General features: G+C 39.5%; 21 protein-coding genes. 8 read left to right on the top strand and 13 right to left on the bottom strand.

All coding sequences use genetic code 11. From position 1 onward, the window contains the following. Positions 1–127: 127 nt before the first annotated feature. Both BW139_RS02120 and BW139_RS02115 read right to left on the bottom strand, forming a co-directional pair. Entirely contained in the window at positions 128–1165 is a 1038-nt protein-coding gene (locus tag BW139_RS02120) for an isoaspartyl peptidase/L-asparaginase family protein (RefSeq protein WP_008113022.1), read from the bottom strand. Positions 1166–1289: 124 nt separating this feature from the next. Beyond that, positions 1290–1991: a SapC family protein gene (locus BW139_RS02115; protein WP_008113020.1), complete on the bottom strand. Its 702-nt coding sequence runs from the start codon at positions 1989–1991 to the stop codon at positions 1290–1292. 297 nt (positions 1992–2288) lie between these two features. Between BW139_RS02115 and BW139_RS02110 the strand changes: the two genes are divergently transcribed. Next, positions 2289–2999, top strand: coding sequence for a DUF6445 family protein (locus tag BW139_RS02110; protein ID WP_076918503.1), 711 nt, complete (start codon positions 2289–2291; stop codon positions 2997–2999). A 37-nt stretch (positions 3000–3036) separates the two neighbouring features. Here BW139_RS02110 and BW139_RS02105 read toward each other — a convergent pair whose 3' ends face one another. The 8 genes from BW139_RS02105 to BW139_RS02070 form a co-directional block, all read right to left on the bottom strand. Beyond that, positions 3037–4572, bottom strand: a complete 1536-nt coding sequence (locus BW139_RS02105) for a tryptophan halogenase family protein (protein WP_076918502.1) — start codon at positions 4570–4572, stop codon at positions 3037–3039. Positions 4573–4648: 76 nt separating this feature from the next. Beyond that, positions 4649–7267 (bottom strand): TonB-dependent receptor, encoded by a 2619-nt coding sequence (locus tag BW139_RS02100; RefSeq protein ID WP_076918501.1) that lies wholly within the window; start codon positions 7265–7267, stop codon positions 4649–4651. 577 nt (positions 7268–7844) lie between these two features. Next, positions 7845–8555, bottom strand: coding sequence for a 6-phosphogluconolactonase (gene pgl / locus BW139_RS02095; RefSeq protein WP_076918500.1), 711 nt, complete (start codon positions 8553–8555; stop codon positions 7845–7847). Between the two features lie 3 nt (positions 8556–8558). Continuing rightward, complete coding sequence (zwf, locus tag BW139_RS02090) at positions 8559–10031, bottom strand: glucose-6-phosphate dehydrogenase (RefSeq protein ID WP_008464581.1); 1473 nt, start codon at positions 10029–10031, stop codon at positions 8559–8561. 236 nt (positions 10032–10267) lie between these two features. Further along, on the bottom strand, positions 10268–11914 hold the full coding sequence (gene pgi, locus BW139_RS02085; protein ID WP_076918499.1) for a glucose-6-phosphate isomerase: 1647 nt from the start codon (positions 11912–11914) through the stop codon (positions 10268–10270). Between the two features lie 310 nt (positions 11915–12224). Then, on the bottom strand, positions 12225–14477 hold the full coding sequence (locus BW139_RS02080; protein ID WP_076918498.1) for an aminotransferase class V-fold PLP-dependent enzyme: 2253 nt from the start codon (positions 14475–14477) through the stop codon (positions 12225–12227). A gap of 108 nt (positions 14478–14585) precedes the next feature. Then, positions 14586–15662, bottom strand: a complete 1077-nt coding sequence (locus tag BW139_RS02075) for an AI-2E family transporter (RefSeq protein WP_076918497.1) — start codon at positions 15660–15662, stop codon at positions 14586–14588. After that, positions 15655–15873 carry a hypothetical protein gene (locus BW139_RS02070; protein ID WP_008464573.1) on the bottom strand — a complete coding sequence of 73 codons (219 nt, stop codon included), beginning with the start codon at positions 15871–15873 and terminating at the stop codon, positions 15655–15657. The genes BW139_RS02075 and BW139_RS02070 overlap by 8 nt, the downstream gene beginning before the upstream one ends. Positions 15874–16016: 143 nt before the next feature. On the opposite strand from BW139_RS02070, the gene BW139_RS02065 reads away from it, so the two are divergent. From BW139_RS02065 to BW139_RS02045, 5 genes are read left to right on the top strand one after another with little or no spacing between them, the layout of a single operon-like run. Further along, positions 16017–16661: a hypothetical protein gene (locus tag BW139_RS02065; protein WP_008464571.1), complete on the top strand. Its 645-nt coding sequence runs from the start codon at positions 16017–16019 to the stop codon at positions 16659–16661. A 12-nt stretch (positions 16662–16673) separates the two neighbouring features. Further along, positions 16674–18131: a M48 family metalloprotease gene (locus tag BW139_RS02060; protein WP_008464570.1), complete on the top strand. Its 1458-nt coding sequence runs from the start codon at positions 16674–16676 to the stop codon at positions 18129–18131. A 55-nt stretch (positions 18132–18186) separates the two neighbouring features. After that, on the top strand, positions 18187–18534 hold the full coding sequence (arsC, locus tag BW139_RS02055; protein WP_036932810.1) for an arsenate reductase (glutaredoxin): 348 nt from the start codon (positions 18187–18189) through the stop codon (positions 18532–18534). Beyond that, a complete protein-coding gene (gene wrbA / locus BW139_RS02050) occupies positions 18534–19088 on the top strand; it encodes an NAD(P)H:quinone oxidoreductase (RefSeq protein ID WP_008112996.1) in 555 nt (184 codons plus the stop codon). Before arsC ends, wrbA begins: the two co-directional genes overlap by 1 nt. Further along, positions 19085–19537, top strand: coding sequence for a DUF2069 domain-containing protein (locus BW139_RS02045; protein ID WP_008464564.1), 453 nt, complete (start codon positions 19085–19087; stop codon positions 19535–19537). Before wrbA ends, BW139_RS02045 begins: the two co-directional genes overlap by 4 nt. Positions 19538–19600: 63 nt before the next feature. Here BW139_RS02045 and BW139_RS02040 read toward each other — a convergent pair whose 3' ends face one another. Together BW139_RS02040 and BW139_RS02035 are read right to left on the bottom strand one after the other, a co-directional pair. Continuing rightward, the gene (locus BW139_RS02040; RefSeq protein ID WP_008464561.1) at positions 19601–20938 is read right to left on the bottom strand and encodes an ankyrin repeat domain-containing protein; all 1338 of its coding nucleotides are present in this window, start codon (positions 20936–20938) and stop codon (positions 19601–19603) included. Between the two features lie 202 nt (positions 20939–21140). Further along, positions 21141–21734, bottom strand: a complete 594-nt coding sequence (locus BW139_RS02035; protein WP_076918496.1) for a phospholipid-binding protein MlaC — start codon at positions 21732–21734, stop codon at positions 21141–21143. A gap of 245 nt (positions 21735–21979) precedes the next feature. Here BW139_RS02035 and BW139_RS02030 point away from each other — a divergent pair, with 245 nt between their 5' ends. Next, on the top strand, positions 21980–22516 hold the full coding sequence (locus BW139_RS02030) for an acyloxyacyl hydrolase (RefSeq protein WP_076918495.1): 537 nt from the start codon (positions 21980–21982) through the stop codon (positions 22514–22516). An 84-nt stretch (positions 22517–22600) separates the two neighbouring features. Then, a complete protein-coding gene (locus BW139_RS18305) occupies positions 22601–22747 on the top strand; it encodes a DUF2897 family protein (protein WP_076918494.1) in 147 nt (48 codons plus the stop codon). Between the two features lie 32 nt (positions 22748–22779). On the opposite strand, the gene BW139_RS02020 is transcribed toward BW139_RS18305, so the two are convergent. Next, on the bottom strand, positions 22780–24168 hold the full coding sequence (locus tag BW139_RS02020) for a YjiH family protein (RefSeq protein WP_076918493.1): 1389 nt from the start codon (positions 24166–24168) through the stop codon (positions 22780–22782). Positions 24169–24202 lie beyond the last annotated feature (34 nt).

The raw sequence follows: 24202 nt of genomic DNA, 5'->3' as shown, positions 1-24202 counted from the left end.
TGCATACCTTATAAAAATTAGTCAAAGAGCCCCGATTGTAGCAAATTAAATGGCTGGGGTTAATCCTGTAAAGAATATAACAATCAGCGGATTATTATATAAACCACCAGCCACTAACTAATTGCGTTTATTCGTCGCTAAAAATACCTACATAAGTTGCTTGCGTATTGGACTTACTCGCACGATACATGCCAGTAGTATTAAACGGCAGACTAATATTGCCTTTTGTATCAACAATAATAACACCGCCTGTGCCCCCTATCGGTTTAAGCACCTCATTTATTACTTCATTACCTGCTTCACCTATAGTTTTACCTTGATACTTTACTCGTGCACAAATATCACTGGCCACATTATAACGAATAAAATATTCGCCGTGCCCAGTTGCCGAAACCGCACATGAGGCATTTTCAGCAAAAGTGCCTGCGCCAATAACCGGCGCATCGCCAATACGACCAAAACGTTTTGCGGTCATTCCGCCGGTTGACGTGCCCGCCGCTAAATTACCTTGTTTATCCAGTGCCACCGCACCCACTGTGCCCACTTTATAATTAACCGGTAACGCCTTGTGCGCTGCCTGGTAATCTTTATTGGTGTTTTTGCTCGCCTCGAGTTTTTCTTTTGCTTTTAATAAAGCTTCATAGCGATGCTTTGTATCAAATATATTGTTCTCTACTAGGCTCACGCCTTGCTCTTTAGCAAACTCTTCTGCACCTTGACCACTTAGCATCACATGCACTGAGTTTTCCATCACTAATCGGGCAAGTTGAATTGGGCTTTCAATATGTTTGATACCCGAAACGGCGCCTGCTTGACGATTGCGGCCATCCATAATAGAGGCATCTAATTCGTGACTACCCTCATAGGTATATACCGCACCACGTCCGGCATTAAAATAAGGTGATTGTTCGAGTATTTCAATAGCAGTAGTCACTGCATCAAGGCTTTCCCCGCCTTGTTCAAGTACTTTATACCCGGCCTCAACAGCTTCTGCTAATTTATTGCGGTAAGCTTGCTCTTGTTCGGCCGTAAATTTACTTTTTTCAATCGTGCCTGCGCCGCCATGAATCGCAATGGCAAACGGCGTGTTTGTATTTGCACTTAACGCCTGCGCGCTCAACCCCATTAAACTTGTTGCAATGAGTCCTAATAATGATTTTTTCATTGTGTGTTCTTTTATAAATACAGGAGTAAAACCAATGTGAATGGTTATGAAACGTTTTTCAAGTGAAGTGAGTTTAATGGCACAAAAAAAGCGCCCTGAGGCGCTTTTTTAATTCTGTTTAAAATTACGCTTGTTGCGCTTTTAAACGTGCTAAACGTGCTACTTGGTGCGTAGACGTTAAGAAAGAATAGATTGGTGCTAAATAACCGCGTTTACGAAGCTCAAGGAAGTCTGCATCGCTTAGCTCATTTAGTTTTTTCTCATCAATAAGGTAAATACCGTTGATGTCTTTTTTCTCGCCTTTAATATCAACAGTTAGCGTTTGTGCTACCAGTAGTTCTTTATCAGCAAGGAATTTAGTGAACGCATCAGTTACTTGAGAAAACTCAATGAATGATACTAATGCTTCTTTACGACGCTTAAGATAATCAGTTTCTTCACCGTTTTCGAATAATGCATTACCTTCTTCACCTACCAATGGGCTTGCTTCGTCAATTACAATACCAAATTGATCTTGCTCTGGGTGCTTTACTAAACCTAATGGGTAACGCGTTGTTGCCATAGGTGCAAATGATGCTGTCCATTTGTCGCCATCAATAAATAAATTTTCACCTGGCTCTAGGCCAAACATTGCAACCGCTTGAAAAGTACCTGTTTCGTTATTTTTAACAAAAGACATTGGGAATTCATTGGCGATACGCGCAAACTCATGTGCAACTACTGGCACTAAGTGTTGAGTTTTCATAAATTCGATGTTGATGCCATTTTTAATTTTAGTGTTGGCATGTTTTTCGTTGTGTAAAGGCTGTACTTGTTGCTCCGCCATGTTACTGCTCCGTTATTTATTAATTTGATTTTTTTCTGTTAGTGGCCTAAGGCTAAAGGTTTTGGTGACAAAAAGGAAGTGAAAATTTTGTGTCATTTTGTACGTTATTAATTAACAAAAACATTATCGCTGATTATTTCAACAAATAACTAGTAAACATTACCAAAGGTGAAATTCGCACGCTTAGATAGCTCAAAAAGCGTTCTTTGACAACGCTGTCTTCGGTGGTATATTGATTTTGTGCCTAAATAAAAAATTCACACTTAGATAATTTCAGCAAAAATAGACACTAAAATAATGAAAAATTTAACTGTAAACCCAAACTTAAAAATTGAAAAACTGATGATCCCTGGCACCAAGCTATCAGCCTTCGTTGTTGATGATTTTCTTTTAGATACCAGTAGTGTAATGAATTTTGCTCACAACATAGCCTACTTTAACCCTATGTTTTCAGACAACTCCTTCTACCCTGGTATTCGCGACAATATGCCGCAACCTTATTTAAGGGTTTTACATGCATTTTTTCAAAATGAAATACTGCCTAAAATAGACAATAAAGATTATCAGCAGTCTGTTCTACATAAAAGTTTACTTTCATTAGTTTCATGCAAACCTGCGAATTTAATTGTTGATCAAAAAGTACCGCATATTGATTCTTGTGATGAGAGAGATTACGCATTTGTACATTACTTATCGCCAGAGGAGCTTGGTGGAACAAGTATTTATAAGTATATACCTCAAAACATTATTGAATTTAAACAACAGCACAAACCACTGCTCGCAGATATAGTTAATGATGTTAAAAAAGCCCCTAATGAGCATCAAGGCTATTTAGCTGGCAGCACAAGTTTATTTGAACAGGTTTTTAAAGTTGATGCTAAATTTAACCGCCTTGTTATTTACCAAGGTAACTTATTACACAGTGCCAATATTTATTCTGAACAAAGCTGCTTAGCGGATGCTAAAAAAGGCCGTCTTTCGATAGCCTCTTTCGCAAGTGTACGATGATCTTTGTGAATATAGCGCTTAAACCTTTCACAAATCATTAGATTGACTGCAGTCCATATTGTTTAATTTTATCTAAAAGCGCTCTGTGATTGGGTAGCTTATTTATTAAGTATTGATCTATCTCAGCTCGTTGTTGTAAACGTACTAAACAGTGTTCATGTTCTGCACTGGTACAAGGCGGTGCCTTAGTGTTGAAATGCATTCCATAAAGTACAAATAAAAAGTTTTCTAAGTAAAACACTTCAAACTGACTGAAAAAGTCATCTCTAACCGGAATGAACTCTTCCCACAAACTAAGCTTTTCTTTTAATGACTCAGAAATAGTGTCATCACTTTTATTGGCCACCCAAAAAGCTGAATCTGTTCTATCTGAAATACAGTAGTGCAATTTAATAAAATCAATAGTACGTTCCCACGCATACCCCATAGCGTGATTAAACCGCGTTTCTAACTGTTCAAGCTGCTCAGTTGATGATGGAAAACGTAGGGTTAAAAACTTCGCTGAAAAATCAGTTAATAAAATAGAGGTTGCCTCTAATGGTTCTAAAAAGCCTTGCGCTAAGCCAAGCGCGACACAGTTTTTATGCCAAAACTTTTCACGATAACCTACTCTCATGGGGATTTTTCTATAACTAAGACCTTGCTTACTTGCCCCTAGGTAACGATCCAATTTTTCATGTGCTTGTTCATCGGTCATGTGGTTATTTGAATAAACAAAGCCCACTCCCCGCCTATTAGTGAGCGCAATGTCCCAAATCCAGCCAGCTTGATGAGCGGTAGCAAGTGTATAAGGCGGAATATCATCGTCTTCTTTTGTAGGTACTTGCACAACTAAGGCGCTATTAATAAGTAAAGTGTCAGACACATCAACGAAAGGGACTTTTAAAGCTTTATCTATGAGTAAAGATTCAAAACCCGAACAATCAATATAAAAGTCAAATTCAAGTTCACCTTCGCTGTCAGTCACTAACGCTGCTATTGTGCCATCATTAGCAAGCTTTACTTGAGTTACATTGGTATGTACGTGAGACACCGAAAACTTATCTTTTGCATTACACGAGAGCAGTTGCGCAAATTTCCCTGCATTGAAATGGTACGCATAAGCTAACTCGCCCTCATATTGGGCATTAGTGATACTTTTGGGGGCTAAACCAGCCTCACAAATAGCGTGCTGAGAAGATAAATACTGCGCATGACTTTTTGATTTTTGCTTATCGTTTAACCAATGTTGAGTTAAATGTTTAGTATCGTAGGGGTTTGGCACATCAAACAAGTGATGAAAAAAGTTACCTTCCCCATGCTTTTTCTTGTCCATCCAGTTAACAAATTTTATCGACTGCTTAAACGTCGCATCACATTGGCGAATAAATTCATCTTCACGAATACCAAAAGTTTTTAGCGTGTTTCTTATGTCGGGTACTGTGCCTTCGCCTACTCCAATTGGCGGTATATCGGGTGACTCAATTAAAGTCACTGAAACACCTTTGCGCTTCAGCAGCTCTTTGCCAATGTGGTTTGCAGCTAACCAACCAGCTGTTCCACCACCTAAAATTGCCACTTTTTTTATATTCATAAATCACCAATGATGTTTAATCTCGTAAAAAAGCCCAGCAATGCTGGGCCTAGATTACTTTTATTAACTCAGCGTATTAGAAACGCATTGTTACACCAAGTTTATAACGTGCTTCACCTTCAAAGCTCCACACTGGGAAGTCATTGAGTAGATCAGGGTTTGGTAATGATGTTGATGCATCATTATTACCAAGCTGAATACTGTCTTCCTCTGTTAAGTTAATACCTTCGAAAGTAACATCTAAGTAGTCAGTGACAGAGTACGTTGCACTGAAATCTAGCTGTCCGTAGGCTTGATGCTCACGGTTACCATACCAACCTGGTGCTTCACGAATAATAAACTCTGAACGCCAGTTATATGCTAAACGTGCAGAAAAATCATCATTTTCATAAAAACCAACTACGTTGTAGCTATTTTTCGATGAATCAGAAAATACACCAACACGGTCCGGGTAGTTCTCTGCTGGAGCCTCAGCATCTGAATAGGTATAGTTAAATGAATAACCAAAGCCGTTATCAAACGAATCTTGAATTTGGAACTCAATACCTTCAATTGAACCACCTGTACCATTGGTAGAAGAGCTCACTGTCCAACAGTCATATTGCTGCGCGCCACATGGTGGTTCGCCTGCATCTGGGTTGGTTGTATAAACTGGGATATCAATACCAATTTGTTGATTCGTTTGTTGTTGTGTAGAGATAAACGAACTTACTTCTTTAGTAAAGTAAGTGACGCTTAACATTGCATCGTCATCAAAATACCATTCAACACCGATATCAGCTTGGAATGCTTTAAACGGGCTTAAACCAACGTTACCAGTATTTAAAACTTCATTTAAAGGGCGATTATCTGTATAGCCAGCTAGATTACGCGTTGCAAATAAGTCAGCGTAATTAGGACGAGAAATAACTTGTGCTGCCGAGGTACGTAAAATGACGTTATCAGCTAAGTCCATAACGACGTTTAAGCTTGGTAAGAACTCACTGTAATCGGCTTTATCTGTAGATAAGGTAGAATCGTAAACACCTTCATCGCTTAAGTCATAGTAATCTGACGAAATATCAGTTGAGATGTAACGCACACCTAAATTACCGCGAATACCACCTGCGTCAAAATCAGCCATCGCATAAATTGCTAAATTTTCTTCTTCAATGGTGCCATAAGCTTGTGGGCGTGCAGTATAACCTTCAGTCATTGCTAATGAATCAGCAATCATTAAATCCATATCAGGTTCAGGTATAACAAAGCCACCGCCCGCAGTCACTGTACCAGGGTAGTATGCAGATGCATTTCGCACAGGCACTAAATCTGGGTTTACAATAGCAGCATTACCATCTTGAACAACTTTATGATCGGCATATCTTAAACCAGTTTTAATAGCAGTAACCACACCAAGATCAAGTGGAATTTCGAAATCTAAGTTTAAGTAGCTTTCTTCATCTGAATCAGGGTTATATTCAGGCGCCCATGTTTGCGGACTGATGGTATCAGGTAAAATGCTCGCATCGTAAGATTGGTTTGCTAAATTAAATTTAGTCACATCACCAGTCATATCCATAGAACCATTTAGGTCACTATTATTATTAGCAAACATACCATAGTTTGCAGTTGTTACGTCACTATCAGCACTGGTTTTACCTACACGGCCTTTAAATGTGAATGACTCTGCATCATACTGCCAGTCTAAATCAACAGTATCAGACTTCATGTTTGCTTTACGCGCCCATGTTTGGAAAAAAGCAGTACCAGTGCCATCTATGTTGCGAGAGACACAGTTACCAGATGCGTTAACTTGCTCACATGAGCCCTCACCTGGGAAGATAATGATTTGCGAGTTAGCATTATTAGCATCTAACTCTAAGCTAGTGTAAGTCAAGCCTAATACAAGTGAATCTGACGGCTGATATTGCATGGCAACATTGTACGCCGTACGTTCACGCGCTTGTTGGAATGTTGTTGGCGCCATACCGCCACTCCAGCCACCTGATGATTCAATACCGTTACGTTGGTAATCTACTTCAGATAATGAGCCTGCCGCTAGGATACCAAATGTTTCGTTATTGTTTTTCCAGCTGTATAAGCCAGAAAGTTCAGGATCTGTCTCTTCAGAAACTGTACCATAATCAGCTTTTACACTTGCAAACACAGTGTTTGCGTCTAAATCTAGTGGTTTTCGTGTTTTAACGATAACCGTACCACCAATACCACCTTCAACTAGATTAGCCTGTGACGACTTATAAACTTCTAAGCCACCGACTAATTCTGAAGGTAATAATGAGTAGTTGAAACTGCGGTCTACTGCTTGTTGGTCAAACCAACTTGTTGACGCAACAGTATGGCCATCAAGTAATGTACGTGTAAGTTGTGCTGAAGCACCACGTATTGATACTTGCTGACCTTGTCCAAACTGACGAGATACACTGACACCAGAAATACGACCAAGAGACTCACCTACATCGCCATCAGGAAACTTACCAACATCTTCCGCTGTTACTACGTCGACAACAGCATTAGAAAAACGTTTTCCGTTTAAGTTTTCTTTATTTGAAGCGCGAATACCGCGTACTTCAATAACTTCAACATCATCTTGAACTTTAACTTCATCTGCTGCGAATGCAGCACCAGTAAACCCAGCTCCCACAACTAAGCCGATATTTACTGCTAATAAGCTTTTTTTAAAATTTTTAGCTAACACAGGATTCCCCTCGAATCATTTTATTGGTTTTGTTTATCATTTTGCCTAACCGCCATGACAGCGCTGTCATAGTAGTAACAAACCATACATGCTAAATTACAATTTTGCTACATTTTTCCGCGCTTTTTGTATGAAATTTAACTCATTTACAATTAAGCCATTGATTTAAAAGTGATTAATTATTTCATGAAAAAGTAGAGTTCGACTGGTAATTACTCTTCATACCAAGCATGTAAATAATGACGTTTTTTATACTTAATGTATTTAAAGTAGATGACTGTGCGGATAGCAGATGCGATTAAAACGCTATATTGCTCAATTTCAACCATGTGATAACTAATTGTTTTAATTGATAAATAAAGATTTATTCAGTGGTTTTAGGGAGTTGTAAGAGGATTTAAAAGGTACTTAGTTTTAGGGTAATATTTAAGCTTAAAAATTTTTTACAACACTTTGTTGTATAAATTAATCAAGAGTGAAAACAACTCACCAATAAAAAAGGCCAGTAGCAAAAGCGACTGACCTTTCATTAAACCATCAATTCAACATGGTTTTAAAGCAGCTAGTTTAGACTAAATTAAGGTGCCCAATACACTTCAATGTTGATCTCAGGATGGTTCAGTACTGCACGTAACGGCATATCATTCACATCACCACCCGCTAAAGCTTGTTTATACACAGCCAGCTTTTCATCGCCACTAATGAGTAATTTAACTACTTTAGATTGTGAAATTGCATTTAGGGTTAAGCTCATGCGCTCGGTAATACTCCCTGTTACATCACTCTCAATTGCATTAATGGCGCACACAAGTTGACTTGAATCTAAGCCGTTTTCTAGCCCTTGAGCATGTGGAAATAACGAAGCTGTATGTCCATCTGGGCCCATACCTAAAATAGTCACATCAAACGGACGCTTTAATGCTTGAAACTGCGCTTCACACGCATCAACACCTTGCTCTGCAGTGGCTGCTGCATTTTTCATGCTAATAAAATTAGCCGCTGCACCATGGTTTTGTAGCAAGGTACGCTTAATGAATGCTTCATTACTCTTTTCGTGACTTGCCTCTACCCAACGTTCATCAACCATAGCAACATCAACATGAGCCCAGTTTAAATCAAGGGTTGATAAATGCTTGTACGCAGGTTCAGGTGAAGAGCCACCTGAAACCATTAGCACTGCACGGCCATCAGCTTCAATACCATCACGTAAGGCCTGCTCTAATGACTGAGATAATTCATCAGTTAAAGCGGCTTTATCGTCAAAAAACTTTTCTACTATTGTTGCCATTACTTATGCCTTATCACCGGTGTTAAACCAAACATGGTTATTCTCTGCTAATAAATCATCAGCGTCTTCAGGACCCCAACTACCCGCTCGGTACAATGAAGGTTTACCCTTCTCTTGCCAACGCTCAATAATTGGATCAATCCATTTCCACGCTTGGCGTACTTCGTCGCGGTGAATAAATAATGAAGGATTATTAGCGGCCGCATCAAGCATTAAACGTTTATAAGCATCAGAATGGAAACCATTACTATATGCTTGTGACAATTCAATATTCATCGTTACAGGTTCAAGTTGCATATCTAAGTTATCAAGACGCTTTGACATCAGTGTTAACTGAATGCTTTCTTGAGGCTGTAAGCGAATAATCAAACGGTTTGGTTCAATATTGCCTACGCTGTCTTCATACACGTTATGCGATACTTTTTTATATTGCACTACAATTTCAGCGCAGCGCTTCGCCATGCGTTTACCGGTGCGCAGATAAAAAGGCACGCCCGCCCAACGCCAGTTATCAATATGCGCACGAATAGCAACGAAAGTTTCGGTTTTACTCGCCCCTTCGTTTAGCTCTTCAAGGTAACCTGGGACTATTTTACCGTTTAAATCACCAGGTACGTACTGACCACGAATAATATTATTATCAACATCTGTGTCTTCAAGTGGACGTAATGCTTCTAATACTTTTAATTTTTCGTTACGGATGCTGTTAGCGTTTAACTTATGTGGTGACTCCATAGCCACTAAACAAAGTAGCTGTAACAAGTGGTTTTGCACCATGTCACGTAAGGCACCCGCTTTGTCATAAAAACCAGCACGGCTTTCAAGCCCTACCGTTTCTGACAAGCTAATTTGAATATTATCAATCGATTTAGCATCCCACATGTTCTCAAATAATGAATTTGAAAAACGCAAGGCCATTAAGTTTTGAACCGTTTCTTTACCTAAGTAGTGGTCAATACGGAAAATTTGTTCTTCGTTGAAGTACTGTGCAATTTTCGCATTAATCACTTCGGCTGACTCACCGCAGTAACCAATCGGTTTTTCTACTACAACGCGCGAGTTAGCGGTAATTAGTTTTTTAGTTGATAATATTTCACAACAGGTGCCATAAACAGCAGGTGGAAGAGATAAGTAAAATACTCGCGATTTATCGCTGTCGTCTTCATCTAGAATTTTTTTCAATACATCCCAGTTATCATCCGCTTCGGTAACATTGCTCACTACGGGTACTAAAAAGCCTGAGAACGATTTCCAATCTTTTGCGTTATATTCGCCTTCGCTTAAAAATTCTTGTAATGCTTTGTGTGCAGTATCGATGTATTCATCGCATTTACTTTGTTCGCGCACGGTAGGCAAAATACGTGAGCCTTGCGGTAAGTTACCTTCTTGATATGCTCGATACATTGCAGGAAGTAATTTGCGTAACGCAAGATCACCACCGCCCCCAAAAATTATAATATCAAAAGGATTAAGCATAGTTACTCTCTACGTTTATGCTACCTGCCACTACCGTATTGGTAATCAGTTATAGCGGTTTATTATCTGGATAATGCAGACCTCAGCGCAAGGCCTGCTAATGTTGTTAGTTATCTGCGCGATTAAAAAATGGGTCTAGGGACACTGTAATTCCTCTCACAAAAATACAGGCCCTAGGACTCCAGCGCTACCCGTTCAAAGGTATTTGGTTACTTATTGTGTAATAAGTGAAAATGTTACTGCGTACGGTGTTGTTTGTAGTACGCCATTAAGCCCTGTGTTGAGCTGTCATGCTCATTAACCACGTTATCATCAGTTAATTCAGCTTCAATTTTAGATGCTAAGCCTTTACCAAGCTCCACGCCCCACTGATCAAATGAACATATTTGTAAAATAATACCGTGACAAAAAATCTTATGTTCATAAAGTGCAATTAATCGACCGACCGCTTTTGCATCAACCGTGTCTAATAATATAGACGTTGTTGGGCGGTTCCCTTGGTGAATTTTATGCTTAAGTAGCATTTCAATTTGTGCAGGCGTTTTGCCTTTAGCTGTTAGATCAGCCGTTATCTGCTTAGCATCAACCCCGTTCATTAGTGCTTCGGTTTGTGCAAAAAAGTTCGATAATAAAATATCGTGATGCTTATCGACGTTAACCTGCGGCTTTACAGAGCCAATAAAATCAGCAGGAACAATCACATTACCCTGATGCAGGCATTGATAAAACGCATGCTGACCGTTTATTCCTGTCATACCCCAAATAATTGGTACAGTAGTGTAGTTAACTGCCTGACCATCAAAGGTTACATGTTTACCGTTACTTTCCATTTCACCTTGTTGTAAATACGCTGGCAACATATGCAGTGCCTGGTCGTATGGTAAAATAGCTTGCGAATCAAATCCTAAAAAGCTGGTATTCCAGATGCTAAGTAGCGCCATAAGCAAAGGAATATTTTGTTCAAGCGGCGCCGATTTAAAGTGCTCATCAACTTCAAATGCTCCCTCTAGAATGTCCTCAAACGCTTCAAACCCAGCATAAAGTGCAATAGGTAAGCCAATGGCGCTCCAAAGAGAAAAACGACCGCCAACCCAATCCCACATGGTAAATACGTTTTCGTCACTAATACCAAATGCAGCGGTTTTTTCTAAATTGGTGCTTACTGCAACAAAATGCTTTGCTATAGCGCTGTCATCTTTTGCACTATCTAAAAACCAATCAACCGCTGTTTTTGAGTTAGTCATGGTTTCTGAGGTAGTAAATGTTTTGGACGAAATTAAAAACAACGTGGTTTCAGGGTTTACTTTATCTAGTACCGACGCAATTTGTACGCCATCTGCATTTGAAACATAGTGAACGTTTAATGGCTTATCAACCACTGCTTTAAGTGCTTCTGTTGCCGTTTGTGGCCCTAAGTTTGAACCACCAACGCCAATGCTAACCACATCTTTTACCGCTTTTCCGGTATAACCTAGCCATTGGCCACTACGCACTTTTTCAACAAAGGTCTTAATTTTGGCAAGTTCACTATCGACCGCTTCTGTAATATTTTCGCCGTCAACAATAAGCGGTGTATGAGCGCGATTTCTAAGTGCAGTATGTAAAACCGCACGATCTTCGGTGATATTAATTTTTTCACCGATAAACATTTTTTCACGCCAGGCTTCAATGTCGCATTCTTTCGCTAATGAAATTAATTGGGCAAATACGCTTTCGTCTATACGTTGTTTTGAGTAATCAAACAATACACCTGGAATTTGAGTAGAGAATTGAGAAAAACGAGAATCGTCTTGTGCAAATAAAGTTTTCAGATGCGTTTGTGTCATCCTTTGTGCACTATTTTCTAGTGCTTGCCAACTTACTAACTCAGAACGGCTCGCCATGTAAATATCCCCTAATTAATTAATCTATTGATTTTAAGCGTTTTATTTTATTTTTTACGACACTAAACAAGCGGTTTTTGTAAAAAGCAAAGCCCAATATTATAGCTTAAATAGTCTAAATTGCGTTATTTTTATAAGCTTTGATGCAGATGATAGCGCAATTTTTTGCTTTTGACACCGGTATCATAAAATTAAAAATTGAAATTAACAACAGTTCAACCCCTCTGAACAATGAAGATTTTATTAATTTCTAATTGAAGCAGACAAAAAAAAGACCGACACATGTCGGCCTTTTTCCTTTATTAGAGTATCAGCCTGTCAATGCTAAACCACCTGATAAGTTAAAAACACTGCTATAACCAAGTTCAATTAAATTTGCTGCCGCAATTTTTGAACGGTTCCCACTTCGACACACCAGTATATATTGATTTTTTTTATCTAGTTGGTCTTGGGTAAGTGCATAGGCCATTCGACTTAAGGGGATATTTAAAGTTTTAGCCTCGGGAACATTGAGCAATGCACTTATATTGTTTGCGCCATGCTCATAAGGTTCTCGGGTATCAATTAAATACACATTATCATGTAAGAGCATGTCTTTTGCTTGATTAAAGCTAAGCTGCGAAGTGTTTACCGCAGGCTTTGCATTAACATAGCCACAAAGCGAATTTACTCGGGCCTGTTGTGAATCGGCTTGTTGTTTTTGCACGGCAAATTCAGCATGACTGATATCACCTTTAATAAGCGCTTTTAATAAAGGTGTTTGCTGCTGTTGCACAGCCCAATTCATGGCAAAACACTGTTGGTAATCATGCCCTGAACACACCACACTTTGCGGATTAAGCTCTGCTGCTAACATCGTCAAGGAATGCGCCATTTGCATTGCATCTCCCCCATCAAGTACTGTATTACCAAGCCCTGCAGGTAAAATTAAATCACCACAAAAGCAGTACTGCACATCGCCATTATTAGCGTTTAATAAATAACTCACGCTATCTTGGCTGTGCCCAGGCGTCGCTAATTTTTCAAGTACATGCTCGTTTAGTTGCAACTGTTCGCAGTTAATAGGCCAACCTAATTGATCAACTTCGCCAGCAACTAGATTTTCTTTTAGTGCACTGCGCATTAAATCAAGTGCACAGTGACGATCTTGGTGCTCATGCGTGTTTAAAATAGCAGTAATAGTTAAATTTTGCGTATTCACTATTTTTTCAAAGCGAGGGATCAGTTCAATAATCGGGTCAATAATAAATGCCTGTTGATCGTCAGCTACATACAACCAACTGCAAGCACCTTGATGTCTAAATTGGGTAAGACCCAAAGCACACACTTCTTGGGCCACAAGGCTGCTATCAGAAATAACCAAGCAATTTGCTTGTAACACCGTTTTGAGTGCGCGAATTTGCTCACATGCATAGTCTATTTGCGCCATAGTGGCGGCAGGTCCAAATGATAAACGAATCGCGTTTTCACTTTGCCATTTTGAGGCTCCCATCGCATCAAGTACAAAACTTTGGGTTGCCCCCGTGCTACAAGCTGAGCCACCGCTCACCCTGATACCGGCAGCATCAAATAAATCAATAACTTCTTTACTGGTTAAATCATTAACTGCAAAGTTTAACGTTGTAGACACAGAACAAGCAAAATCATGGTTAAAGGTAATAGAGCCGAAGGTATCAACCAAGGCATTATGCAGTTTATCGCGATACAAATTAAGTACATCTGTTGATTTAAAAGTATCGTCTTGTTTATCAAGCAGCAAACTAAACAGCTTATTAAGCCCTGCAATACCGGGCAGGTTCTCTGTACCTGAGCGCATGCCACTTTCTTGGCCACCGCCAGCTATAAACGGCGTATATGGGCTACCTTGACGAATATACAATAAGCCGATGCCTTTGGGTGCATAGAGTTTATGCCCTGAAAATGGCGCATAATCAATGCTTGTTTCACTTAGGTTAAGTTGTTGCTTGCCCAGTGCTTGTACGCAATCAACCATCCAAGTCACATCGCTATTTCGACTACGAATCACCTTCTCTATAGCACTTAGATCTTGATACACACCCGTTTCGTTATTAACAGCCATAGTGCAAATCATCAGGGCATTATCAATATGCTGAGCAATAAAGTCTAAATCTAAAATACCATTACGGTTAACCGGTATAGCAATAATGTCAGCGTTAATTTCAAGTACGGTATTCCAATGTTTTAGCGTATTAGGTACCGCTTTGTGCTCAGTTGCTCCGTACAATAAAACCGGTTTAGATTTGATGTGATTTTTGGCGTTAATTAGCGTTGATACGATAGCAGTTTGAATACCTTCAGTAGCACCCGAGGTGAATAAAATATCGCCTTGCTGCGCGCCAATAACGCTGCGCGCTTTTTGCCTAGTTTGTTCTAATAAGTGCTTCGCTTGAATGCCTGTTATATGGGGGCTTGAGGGATTACCAAAGCAAATTTGCATCGCATGGCACACCACCTCTGCAATACATGGCAATACAGGTGTGGTCGCATTCGCATCGAGATAAACTTGATCATTGGGTTTATCTGGCAATAAAAAATCTGACATTAAAAACGCACCTTATTACTAAAAAATATATCTTATTCCCAATAATACATAGTTTTAATAGGAATGAATAATAATCTTTAGTTTTAAGGATGCGTTTACTATGCTTTTTTAGGTATCGAGCTCTTGTGCGAGTTCTTCATGTGTGGATGACCACGCCTTGATCAGCGCTTTTACTAATGATGCTAACGGAATGGCAAAAAACACGCCCCAAAAGCCCCACAGCCCACCAAAAAATAACACGGCGACAATAATAAACACCGGATTTAAATCAACCGCTTCAGAGAACAACAAAGGAACCAACACATTACCATCAAGCGCTTGAATAATGCCGTAAATAATTAAAATGGTCCAAAACTGTGTTTCTAAACCAAATTGAAACAGCGCCACCGCCGCCACAGGGATAGTAACCAGCGCGGCGCCAACAAACGGAATAAGTACTGAAAAGCCAACTAATACACCTAACAGAGCCGCATAACGTAAGTCCAATACAGTAAAGGCAATAAAAGACACCGAGCCAATAATTAAAATTTCGAAAACTTTGCCACGAATATAATTCATTATTTGCTGATTCATTTCATGCCACACTTGCAAAATTAAGCGTCGTTGGCGCGGGATCAGTTTAGCAATGCTGGCACTGAGCTCTACTTTGTCTTTAAGCATAAAAAACACCAGTAGTGGTACTAAAATAAGATAAATCAACCACGCAACAGCATCTTTTAATGAATTGAGCGATGCCGACAGCACCACTTGGCCAAATTCCAACACTTTGGTTTCTACCGTTACCACAATAGACTGCACTTGCTCCGCACTAATAAGGCTGGGGTATTTAGCTGGTAGGTCGAGTAAAAACGATTTACCTTGCTCTACCATATGCGGGGTTTCTTGTACTAAGTTACTACTTTGCTGCCAAAGCACCGGGCCTATAACTAGTATTAAAGTAAGCATAATACCAATAAATATAAGCATCACTATGCTAGTAGCGGTAAAGCGCTTTAAGCCAAACCGCTCCAAGTGAACCACGGGCCAATCTAATAAATAAGCAATGATCAGTGCCACTAACACAGGCACAATTAATGGGCCAAAAAAGTACAACATGGCAACCAGTGCCAATAATAAAAAAAGTAAAGTAACTGAATTAGGATCAGAAAACTTTTTTTCATACCATGCTTTTACATATTCAAACACGCAACGGCTCCACTAATAACAACGATTGTTGTTTATTTAACTTGTAATAATACATTTTTTTTTGCAAATATCGTTCAATATCGTCTGTGTTTTGCTCGCTTGAGATATTAAAGGTAATTGCTTGTCTTAACGATATTGCCTCACGCAGCCCTAATTTAAACTGAATAAATTGCTGTGGGCATTTATAAGCGCGCAAATCTAGCTCTAGCATACTCGTTTCGCTACCTGTTCACATTAATAATAAGTCCTATACCTGGGCTAATTAAGATTAACCGCAGTTAAATTTAACTTTTTCTTAAAACAACCTCTGCAATGGTTTATCCTTATAGCATAGTTAGCTAAAAGGATACGTTAATGTCTAATTCGCATAATAAAGCGCAATTGCCTAGCAATCCAACTCTCAAAGAAATTAATTGGTTTAAAAAACAAATTAATTGGGGGGAGCTGCCGCATTTTTATCACTTAGTAGCTTCGTCAGTAAGCGAGTGTGAAAGCATTTTTGATCATGGATTTGATAATGCCATAAAGCGTATTACCGACAAGCGCAATTGGAACCTCAAGGCGTTAGGCATAGACCCTAATGAGCTTTTTGAGAAAGAGAGCAATAACAAGCCACGAATTTCATTGCATCAGGTATTTACAGAGCGCGGCTTTGAACTACAAGCGTTCCCTTTTTCTCATGATACTGCCATCGATAGATACGCACGACATGATGAGTCAATGGAGTTTATACTGTGGGATCCATTGACCATGAAAACCGTTATTCGCATTAATCAGTTACATAAATTTATTGGCTTTTACTTAGACCAAGGCGATGAAGCAGACAAAGCGCTTATATTACATTCCCATAAAGTGGTTCATAAGATTATTGCTTTTTTACAAACTCAATTGAACATTGTTAAGGTTGATGGGGTCTCAATTAAGGCGTTTTATCAACTATGTGAAAAGGACAGCCGTTTATACACAGATGATACAGCTAGTGCCCCTGATAAAAAATAAACAAGGAATATAATGCAGCTAAAATCAGCCTTTATCACTTTATGCAGTGCAGTGCTTACATTTAGCCTACTAATAAGTGAGCCGTTAAAGGCACAAACAAATCTTCAATTGCCCGACTTAGGCACGTCTGCACTGCAAGCTTTGCCGCTCGAAAAAGAAAAAGCAATTGGTGAAGTGATGATGATGCAGATCAGAGGCTCTTCGCCATTAATTAACGATCCGGTGCTTGATGAATACCTAACAACTTTAGGCCGAAAGTTAGTTGCGAATGCCAATGATGTGCGCTTTGGTTTTTCATTTTTTTGGTTAAATAACCCCGAAATTAATGCCTTTGCATTTTATGGCGGTCATGTAGGTGTGCACACGGGCTTAATTGCTCAAGCCGATAACGAGAGTCAATTTGCCTCAGTGCTTGGTCACGAAATTGCGCACGTTACACAGCGCCACCTTGCAAGGCGCATTCAGCAACAGCAAGACAATAGCGGTCTTACTATTGCCGGTATGATAGCCGGTATTTTAGCAGCCGTTGTAGCCCCAGATGCAGGCATGGCGATAATTTCAGCCAGCCAAACACAGTCGGCATTTAGCCAACTCACCCATAGCCGTTCGGCCGAACAAGAAGCCGATAGAATTGGTATGCAAACTCTTAATAATGCAGGATTTGATGCCCGAGCTTCCAGTGAATTTTTAACTAAACTTGCAGCGCAAATTCGTTATAAATATAAACCCCCTGCATTTTTACTGACTCACCCACTTCCTGAAAGCCGCGTGTCGGATGTACGCTTACGCGCCGAGCAATATCCAAAACGCCAGATAGGTTCAAGCCTGGATTTTAACTTAGCAAAAAGCCGTGTATTGGCACGTTACGATAACAAACCCGAAAACGCAGAGGCCTTATTTAGAAAGTTAATGCGCGAAAATACCTACAATAACGTAGCACTACAGTATGGTTTAGCGATTAGCTTAGTTGATCAGAAGAAAACGGATGAAGCACAGCTTATCCTGGATAAGTTATTGGCAAGCGATCCTAAAAACTTATTTTATATTGATACAAAAACAGACTTGCTAATTGCACAAAAAAAAGCAGCTGACGCAGTTAGTTACTTAAGTGAATTAAATAACTATCGGCCAAACAACCAAGTAATCACTTTAAATTATGCAAACGCCGCGTTAGAAGCTGAGCAATATGAATTAGCTGAAAACACACTAAAGTCGTTTTTATTAGAAAAACCAGATCACAGTTTAGGTAAACAGCTTTTAACCGACGCCTATAAAAAACAAGAAAAATTAGCCGCATATCACGAAGCTAACGCCGATGTGTTATCGCAATATGGCGCATATTTAAAAGCCGCTGACGAAATACAAAAAGCGCTTAATTTTGTAGAGCCTAGTGAAAATGTAAAACAACAGCGTTTAAAAGCGTTACTCACACAATATCGGTTATTGCAAAAAGAGCTTGCAAGGCTTTAAGTCTTTGCTGAGTTCACCTAAAATAGCCGCAATTTATACTTTGGATGCACCTTTTATGTCAGTTACTATTTACCACAATCCGCGTTGTTCAAAATCGCGTGAAACACTTAACCTATTGCAAAGTAAAAATATTGAACCGAGTGTTGTTGAATATTTAAAAACACCGCTTTCTCATGAGCAAATTAGTACCTTAGTTTCTCAACTGGGGTTTAATTCGGCCCGAGATTTAATGCGCACCAAAGAAGAACAATATAAAGCACTGAATTTAAAAGATGAAAATAGCGAGTCGGTGCTTATTGACGCTATGGTCGAAAACCCAAAACTAATTGAGCGCCCAATTGTAGTAAATAACAATAAAGCAGCACTAGGTCGCCCGCCTGAAAACGTATTAAGCGTTCTATAATGAGCACAACCATCGTGGTGCTGTACCACTCAAGCCATGGCTCGGTAGAAGCCATGGCGCATGAAATAGCAGAATCAATAGAACAACAAGGCGCAACCGCCTTGCTGCGTACGTTTGTAGCTAAAAACCCGCATGACATTGTGATCAGTAAAGACGATTTAGTTGCCTGTGATGGGCTTGCGTTTGGTACGCCAACCCGCTTTGGCATGATGGCCGCACAAGCAAAGACATTCTGGGAAACCACCAGCGATCTTTGGCTTAAAGGTCAACTTATCGATAAACCTGCTTGTGTGTTCTCATCATCGAGTAGTATGCATGGGGGCAATGAAGCAACCCTACTAAACTTATCACTGCCGTTATTGCATCACGGGATGATGTTAATGGGGGTACCTTACGATGTACCAGAGTTACTTGGCACCGAGACAGGAGGCACACCTTACGGCGCTTCCCACGTAGCAGGCAGCAGTAACAGCTCTACCCTAAGTAAAGATGAAATTAAAATATGTCAAAGCGTAGGCAAACGCTTGACTCAAGTAGCGAGTAAACTTAAATGACCCAAAATAGCGAGTCTGCTAAAAAGCCAGTGACCGTAAAATTTCAGCGCCTAGCCCTATTTGGTTATTTTGGCCTGCTTATTTTAATGCCACTATGGATGTTTGTGTTAGCACCGAGAGAGGGTCACAGTGACGCCTTTCTATTTTTAGTCTATGTGCTACCTCTGTTATTACCTTTAAAAGGCATACTACAAGATAAAACCTACACCTATGCATGGGCTAACTTCATTGTTATGTTTTATTTTATTCATGGTTTTACATTGCTATGGGTTGCTCAAGATGAGTTAGTATGGGTATTGCTAGAGTTACTATTTGCCTCATCTATGTTTATTGGCTGTACTTACTATGCACGCCATAGAGGACAAGAGCTTGGACTTAAAATTCGTAAGCTTAAAGATGAACTTGCTGAAGAAAAAGCAGCGCATGAACACGATAAAAACAACTCATAGCTATCAGCTCAGAACATAAAAAACGCGCTTTATTAGCGCGTTTTTTTATAATTAAGTAAGTGGTTAAACTAACTCACTTAAAGCTGCTAGTCCCACTATACACGCTAAACCTAGCTGCGCTACCAGACTAAAAACCGACATCATTCTTAATAAAAACAACCCCCAAGGGTGCTTTACGTGCGGATACAACGAACAGCGCTTTAAATTTGTTGCAAAGAAAAAACACACCACCGCCGTCATGGTCATAAAAAGAGTGAGCTCACTTTTTATAGTGATATTTTCATCAAAAAAGAAAAACAACTGTAGCGGTAACAATAAAGCCACAACCGCATGTAATACATGCACTTTTTTAATTCGATCTAACTGCCCTTCTGGCGATAATTCTTTAATACCAAAATCACGTTCAAGGCATTTAACTAAGTTACTGGCTTTGATGCTTACAGCTAAACGGTAACAACTTAATCCGTCGTTATTACGCGCTCTAAAATCATACCCTGCTTTAAGCAGTAAAATCATTAACGATTCATTTTTACTCATCACCGCGTAATGCAGCGCTGTATTACCTTTAATGTCTACGGCTTTTTTATCTTGGTATTGCAGGAGCATTTCTACTACATTTACATAGCCTTTTTCTGCAGCCCACATAAATGCTGTTTTGTTATCTTCATCGGTCAAGGTACCCGTCGCACCTTGTTCAATAAAGCGCATAGCCATGGTTTGCTTAGCTTTTTTCTTGTTTAAATGGGCGAGTAAGGCATTTTCTAACAACACAATAGAATCAACATCAGGCGAAACCTGAGTTAATAAAGTAAAGTAATCTTTGCCTGCAGCTACCTTTTCGCTAGTAAGCTCTGCTAAATATTCAATGTCTGCAATCGACTGAGGAATATGCGCACTTAAACGCTCTCTAAAGTCGACCTCTTGCCAAATAGATAAGGTATCTGCAGCTGACAGCTTAGCACCCTGTTCAAGCGCATGTTCTATCAAAGTAAAAAAACGTTTACTAAAAAATAGGCTAATTAATGAAAGCGGCGTTTCAATGTTATTTTGTGCAGATACACTTGCGTATTTCTCCAGTCGCTGACATAACATTAAAACAATATTTTCTATGCTGTAGTCATTGGCAAAATAATGCTCTTTAAGTGCAGCAATATAGACTTGTGCATCTTCATCATATTCACAGATATGCTGAAAATAACATTCTTCGAACGGCTCTAGGGGGGTTAACCAGGTTAAATAATAAATTGGGGGCAAAACCGTGGTGCATACACCATCATCTTCTTCAGTAGAGCGACAGGCAGGCCAAGCTTCTAAAGCATCTAAAATGAAGGCACCGTTTTGTTCAACCAGTCCTTTGACCAGTAACGGGTATTCCTTTGGCCAAATTAGTACATTTTCCATTAAAACAACACAACTCCAGTGTAGCTCGGGTGAGTGGTCAGTTATAACAGTTTTTAGCTGACACCACGCTTAATCAAATAGGCTGATATTCTAACACAGCTAAGTAGCCAAGCTAGCGTAAACTCATGCAATATAGGCCAAAATACAAAAGCAGCTAACGACATACGCCATTAGCTGCTTTTACGGTTGGAGCTGTTAATTGCTAACTTTGCTGAAGTTCTGCTGTGACTTGATCTAATCCCACATCAGAAATTCGTTGAATGATCTCTTTTTGCTTAGCACTAAGTAGTGATATTCCCTCAGCAACAATATCGTATACTTTCCATTGCTGATCGTTCCCTAAGCGAAGTTTAAAGTGTAAATCTATGGTGGGTTTATTAGCTTCAATAATTTGCGTTTTAACAGTGGCAAATTTAGAGTCGCTTGCAGCGGCGTCTTGCTCAAAGATTACATCTTGCCCTGTATACTTCATTAGTGCACTCGCATAAGTACCCGTTAAGTAATGCTCTACCGCACCAATAAAGGCAATGCCCTGCTCGCGGTTGATGCCTTTAATATGTTTGCCTAATAATTTAAACGACACAAACTTAATATCAATATGTGGCATCAAACGCTGCTCAACAATTAAAGACATCGCTTCTTTGCTGGCATTACCTTGCGCATTTACCTCTCCAATATCGTTAAATAATGATTCGGCTACAGTTTGCAATAATTGTTTAGGTGACGACTGAGCTTGTGCAAATAAAGCACTACTGAAAAAAACAGCAACAACCACTAAAAGCTTTATAAGTTTCATAATAAATGCATAGCTTAAATAATTAATTTAAGCGTAATTTACGCAAATAACAGGCAACAAAAAAGGCATAAATAAGCACCTTATTAATGCCCATATAGCACCAATGTAATTAGTTAAATAAATTCAATCAGTTAAAGAGTTCAGTTAACAAACCATCTACAAGCGGATTTTTGGGCTCATTGAAAACACCAATTCACCGCCCTTATCATTTAATTACTATTTTAATTTCCTCCGTAGTTGGCGTTATGAAGACCTCATATAATATGATTTCAATTATTGTTTTTTGTTTATTTTTACTGACCACTCATGCGGCCCATGCATCCTCAAACCATGGCTATGCCGTAGACCTACTGAAAGGCGAAGGCAATGTGACTGGGGTAAAGCTTGCGTATCAGTATCATCCAGAGGGTTTGCAAAACTTTGTGGGCGATGCACGTTTTTACCTAGAAAGCAGTATTAACCTATGGCATTACCGCCTTGATCAACAATCACAATCCAACCTAGTATTTGCTGTCTCACCGGTGGTGCAATTCCCAGCGTTTAGCCTATACAACACGCCATTTTATGTGGAAGCTGGTATCGGCTTTTCATTACTTGATGAACGCTATTTTGCAGGAAAAAACCTAAGTACTCACTATCAGTTTGAAGATAGGATAGGCTTAGTAGCCGATTTTGGAGAAACCAATGTAGCACTGCGCATTATTCACTACTCAAACGCTGGGTTTAAATCTCCTAACCCAGGGATTAACTTTTTAACTTTATCGGTAGCGCAACGGTTTTAAACACCCGTTATAAACACTCAAAATATTGCGGCTTTTATTGAAAGTGGTCATAATTACTGCTTAATAAACAATAAGGTCAACAACATGCAAATTTGGCAAATCGTACTCGTTATGGTGATTGTAATGGCTGTTATTATTGGCAACTTAGCACTATTACGCCTGAGTGCAAAAAGCGAGTTTAAAGCCTCCCCCACTTCTATTACTCATAAAAAAGACACAAAAAAGCCCTGAATAATCAGGGCTTTTTCAACTAAACAGTCACTCTAGCCAACTAACCAATGTGCCATTAAGGCAATAACTGGTAATGTAACTAAGGTTCTAAGGATGAAAATAACAAACAACTCAAAAATATTAACCGGTATTTTACTACCTAATAAAAGTGCGCCCACTTCAGACATATAAATAAGTTGCGTTACACTCATGGCAGCAATAATAAAACGAGTTACATCACTTTCAATTGAGCCTGCGGCTAAAATAGACGGAATAAACATATCTGCAAACCCGACCATAATAGTTTGTGCCGCCATTTCAGCTTCGGGTACTTGTAAAAGCTCCAAGAACGGAATAAACGGCATACCTAAATATTGAAATATCGGAGTGTATTCAGCAATAATAAGTGCAAAGGTACCCACAGCCATGACGACCGGTAATACCGCAAACACCATATCAAACGCGTTATGTACGCCTTCCTCTATGGTGCCTTTTAAACCAGGTGCTTTTTCTGCTTTAGTCAGTGCAACATCAAGAGAGTGCTTAAATAAAGTTTTGCCTTCAGGGACTAGTTCGGCGTTTCCATCAGGCTGCTCCCCATCAATGAACACATCCTTTTTAAAACGCAGTGGTGGTAAACGAGGGACAATTATCGCAGCCACTACACCGGCCAAACACACGGTTAAGTAAAACGGAGCAAACAAATATTCTAATTTAACTTGGCCAATAACCACCAAACAAAAGGTAATTGAAACAGCAGAAAAAGTGGTACCAATAATAGCAGCTTCACGTTGAGTGTAGTATTTATCTTCGTACTGACGTGCAGTCATTAAAATACCGACGCTACCATCACCTAACCACGAAGCAACGCAGTTAACAGCACTGCGTCCTGGCACCCCAAATAATGGGCGCATTACTTTAGTAAGTAAGGTACCCACCAGCTCAAGTAAACCAAAATTAAGTAATAACGGCAGTAACAAGCCCGCTAAAATAAACACCGAAAACAACACCGGTAATAAATCTTTTAATACTAACAAGCCAGTATTTTCTGAGGTAATAGCATGCGGTCCAACTTGAAAATAAGTTAAAAGCACAAACGCCATACCAAACAACCGTGTTACTAACCAAATCCAACTCACATTAAACAAATGATTTAATAAGCGAAATTTGGTTAAGCTTTTCGGTTTAAAGACACTAAACACCAGCGACATAACGCCAGTAATACAAATAATGGTAGCTATTAGCCCTAGCGCTATTTCACTGAATGAGGCTTGAATTGCCTTGGCCATTACCGCGATAGGAATTGTCATTATTTCACCAGACGGTACTGGCGTCATAAACAAAAACACACCGATTAAAGAAGGAATTAAAAAAACCAACCATACTTTCAAATCATAACTTTTTTGAACGGGTGCTGGGCGTGATGAATCTAACTGAGACATATTTTCAACCTGTAAAAACCACAAAAAGAGCTAA

Source organism: Pseudoalteromonas sp. SK18 (assembly GCF_001974855.1).
Classification (GTDB): Bacteria; Pseudomonadota; Gammaproteobacteria; order Enterobacterales; family Alteromonadaceae; genus Pseudoalteromonas.
This window is presented reverse-complemented; position numbering and strand designations above follow the sequence as displayed.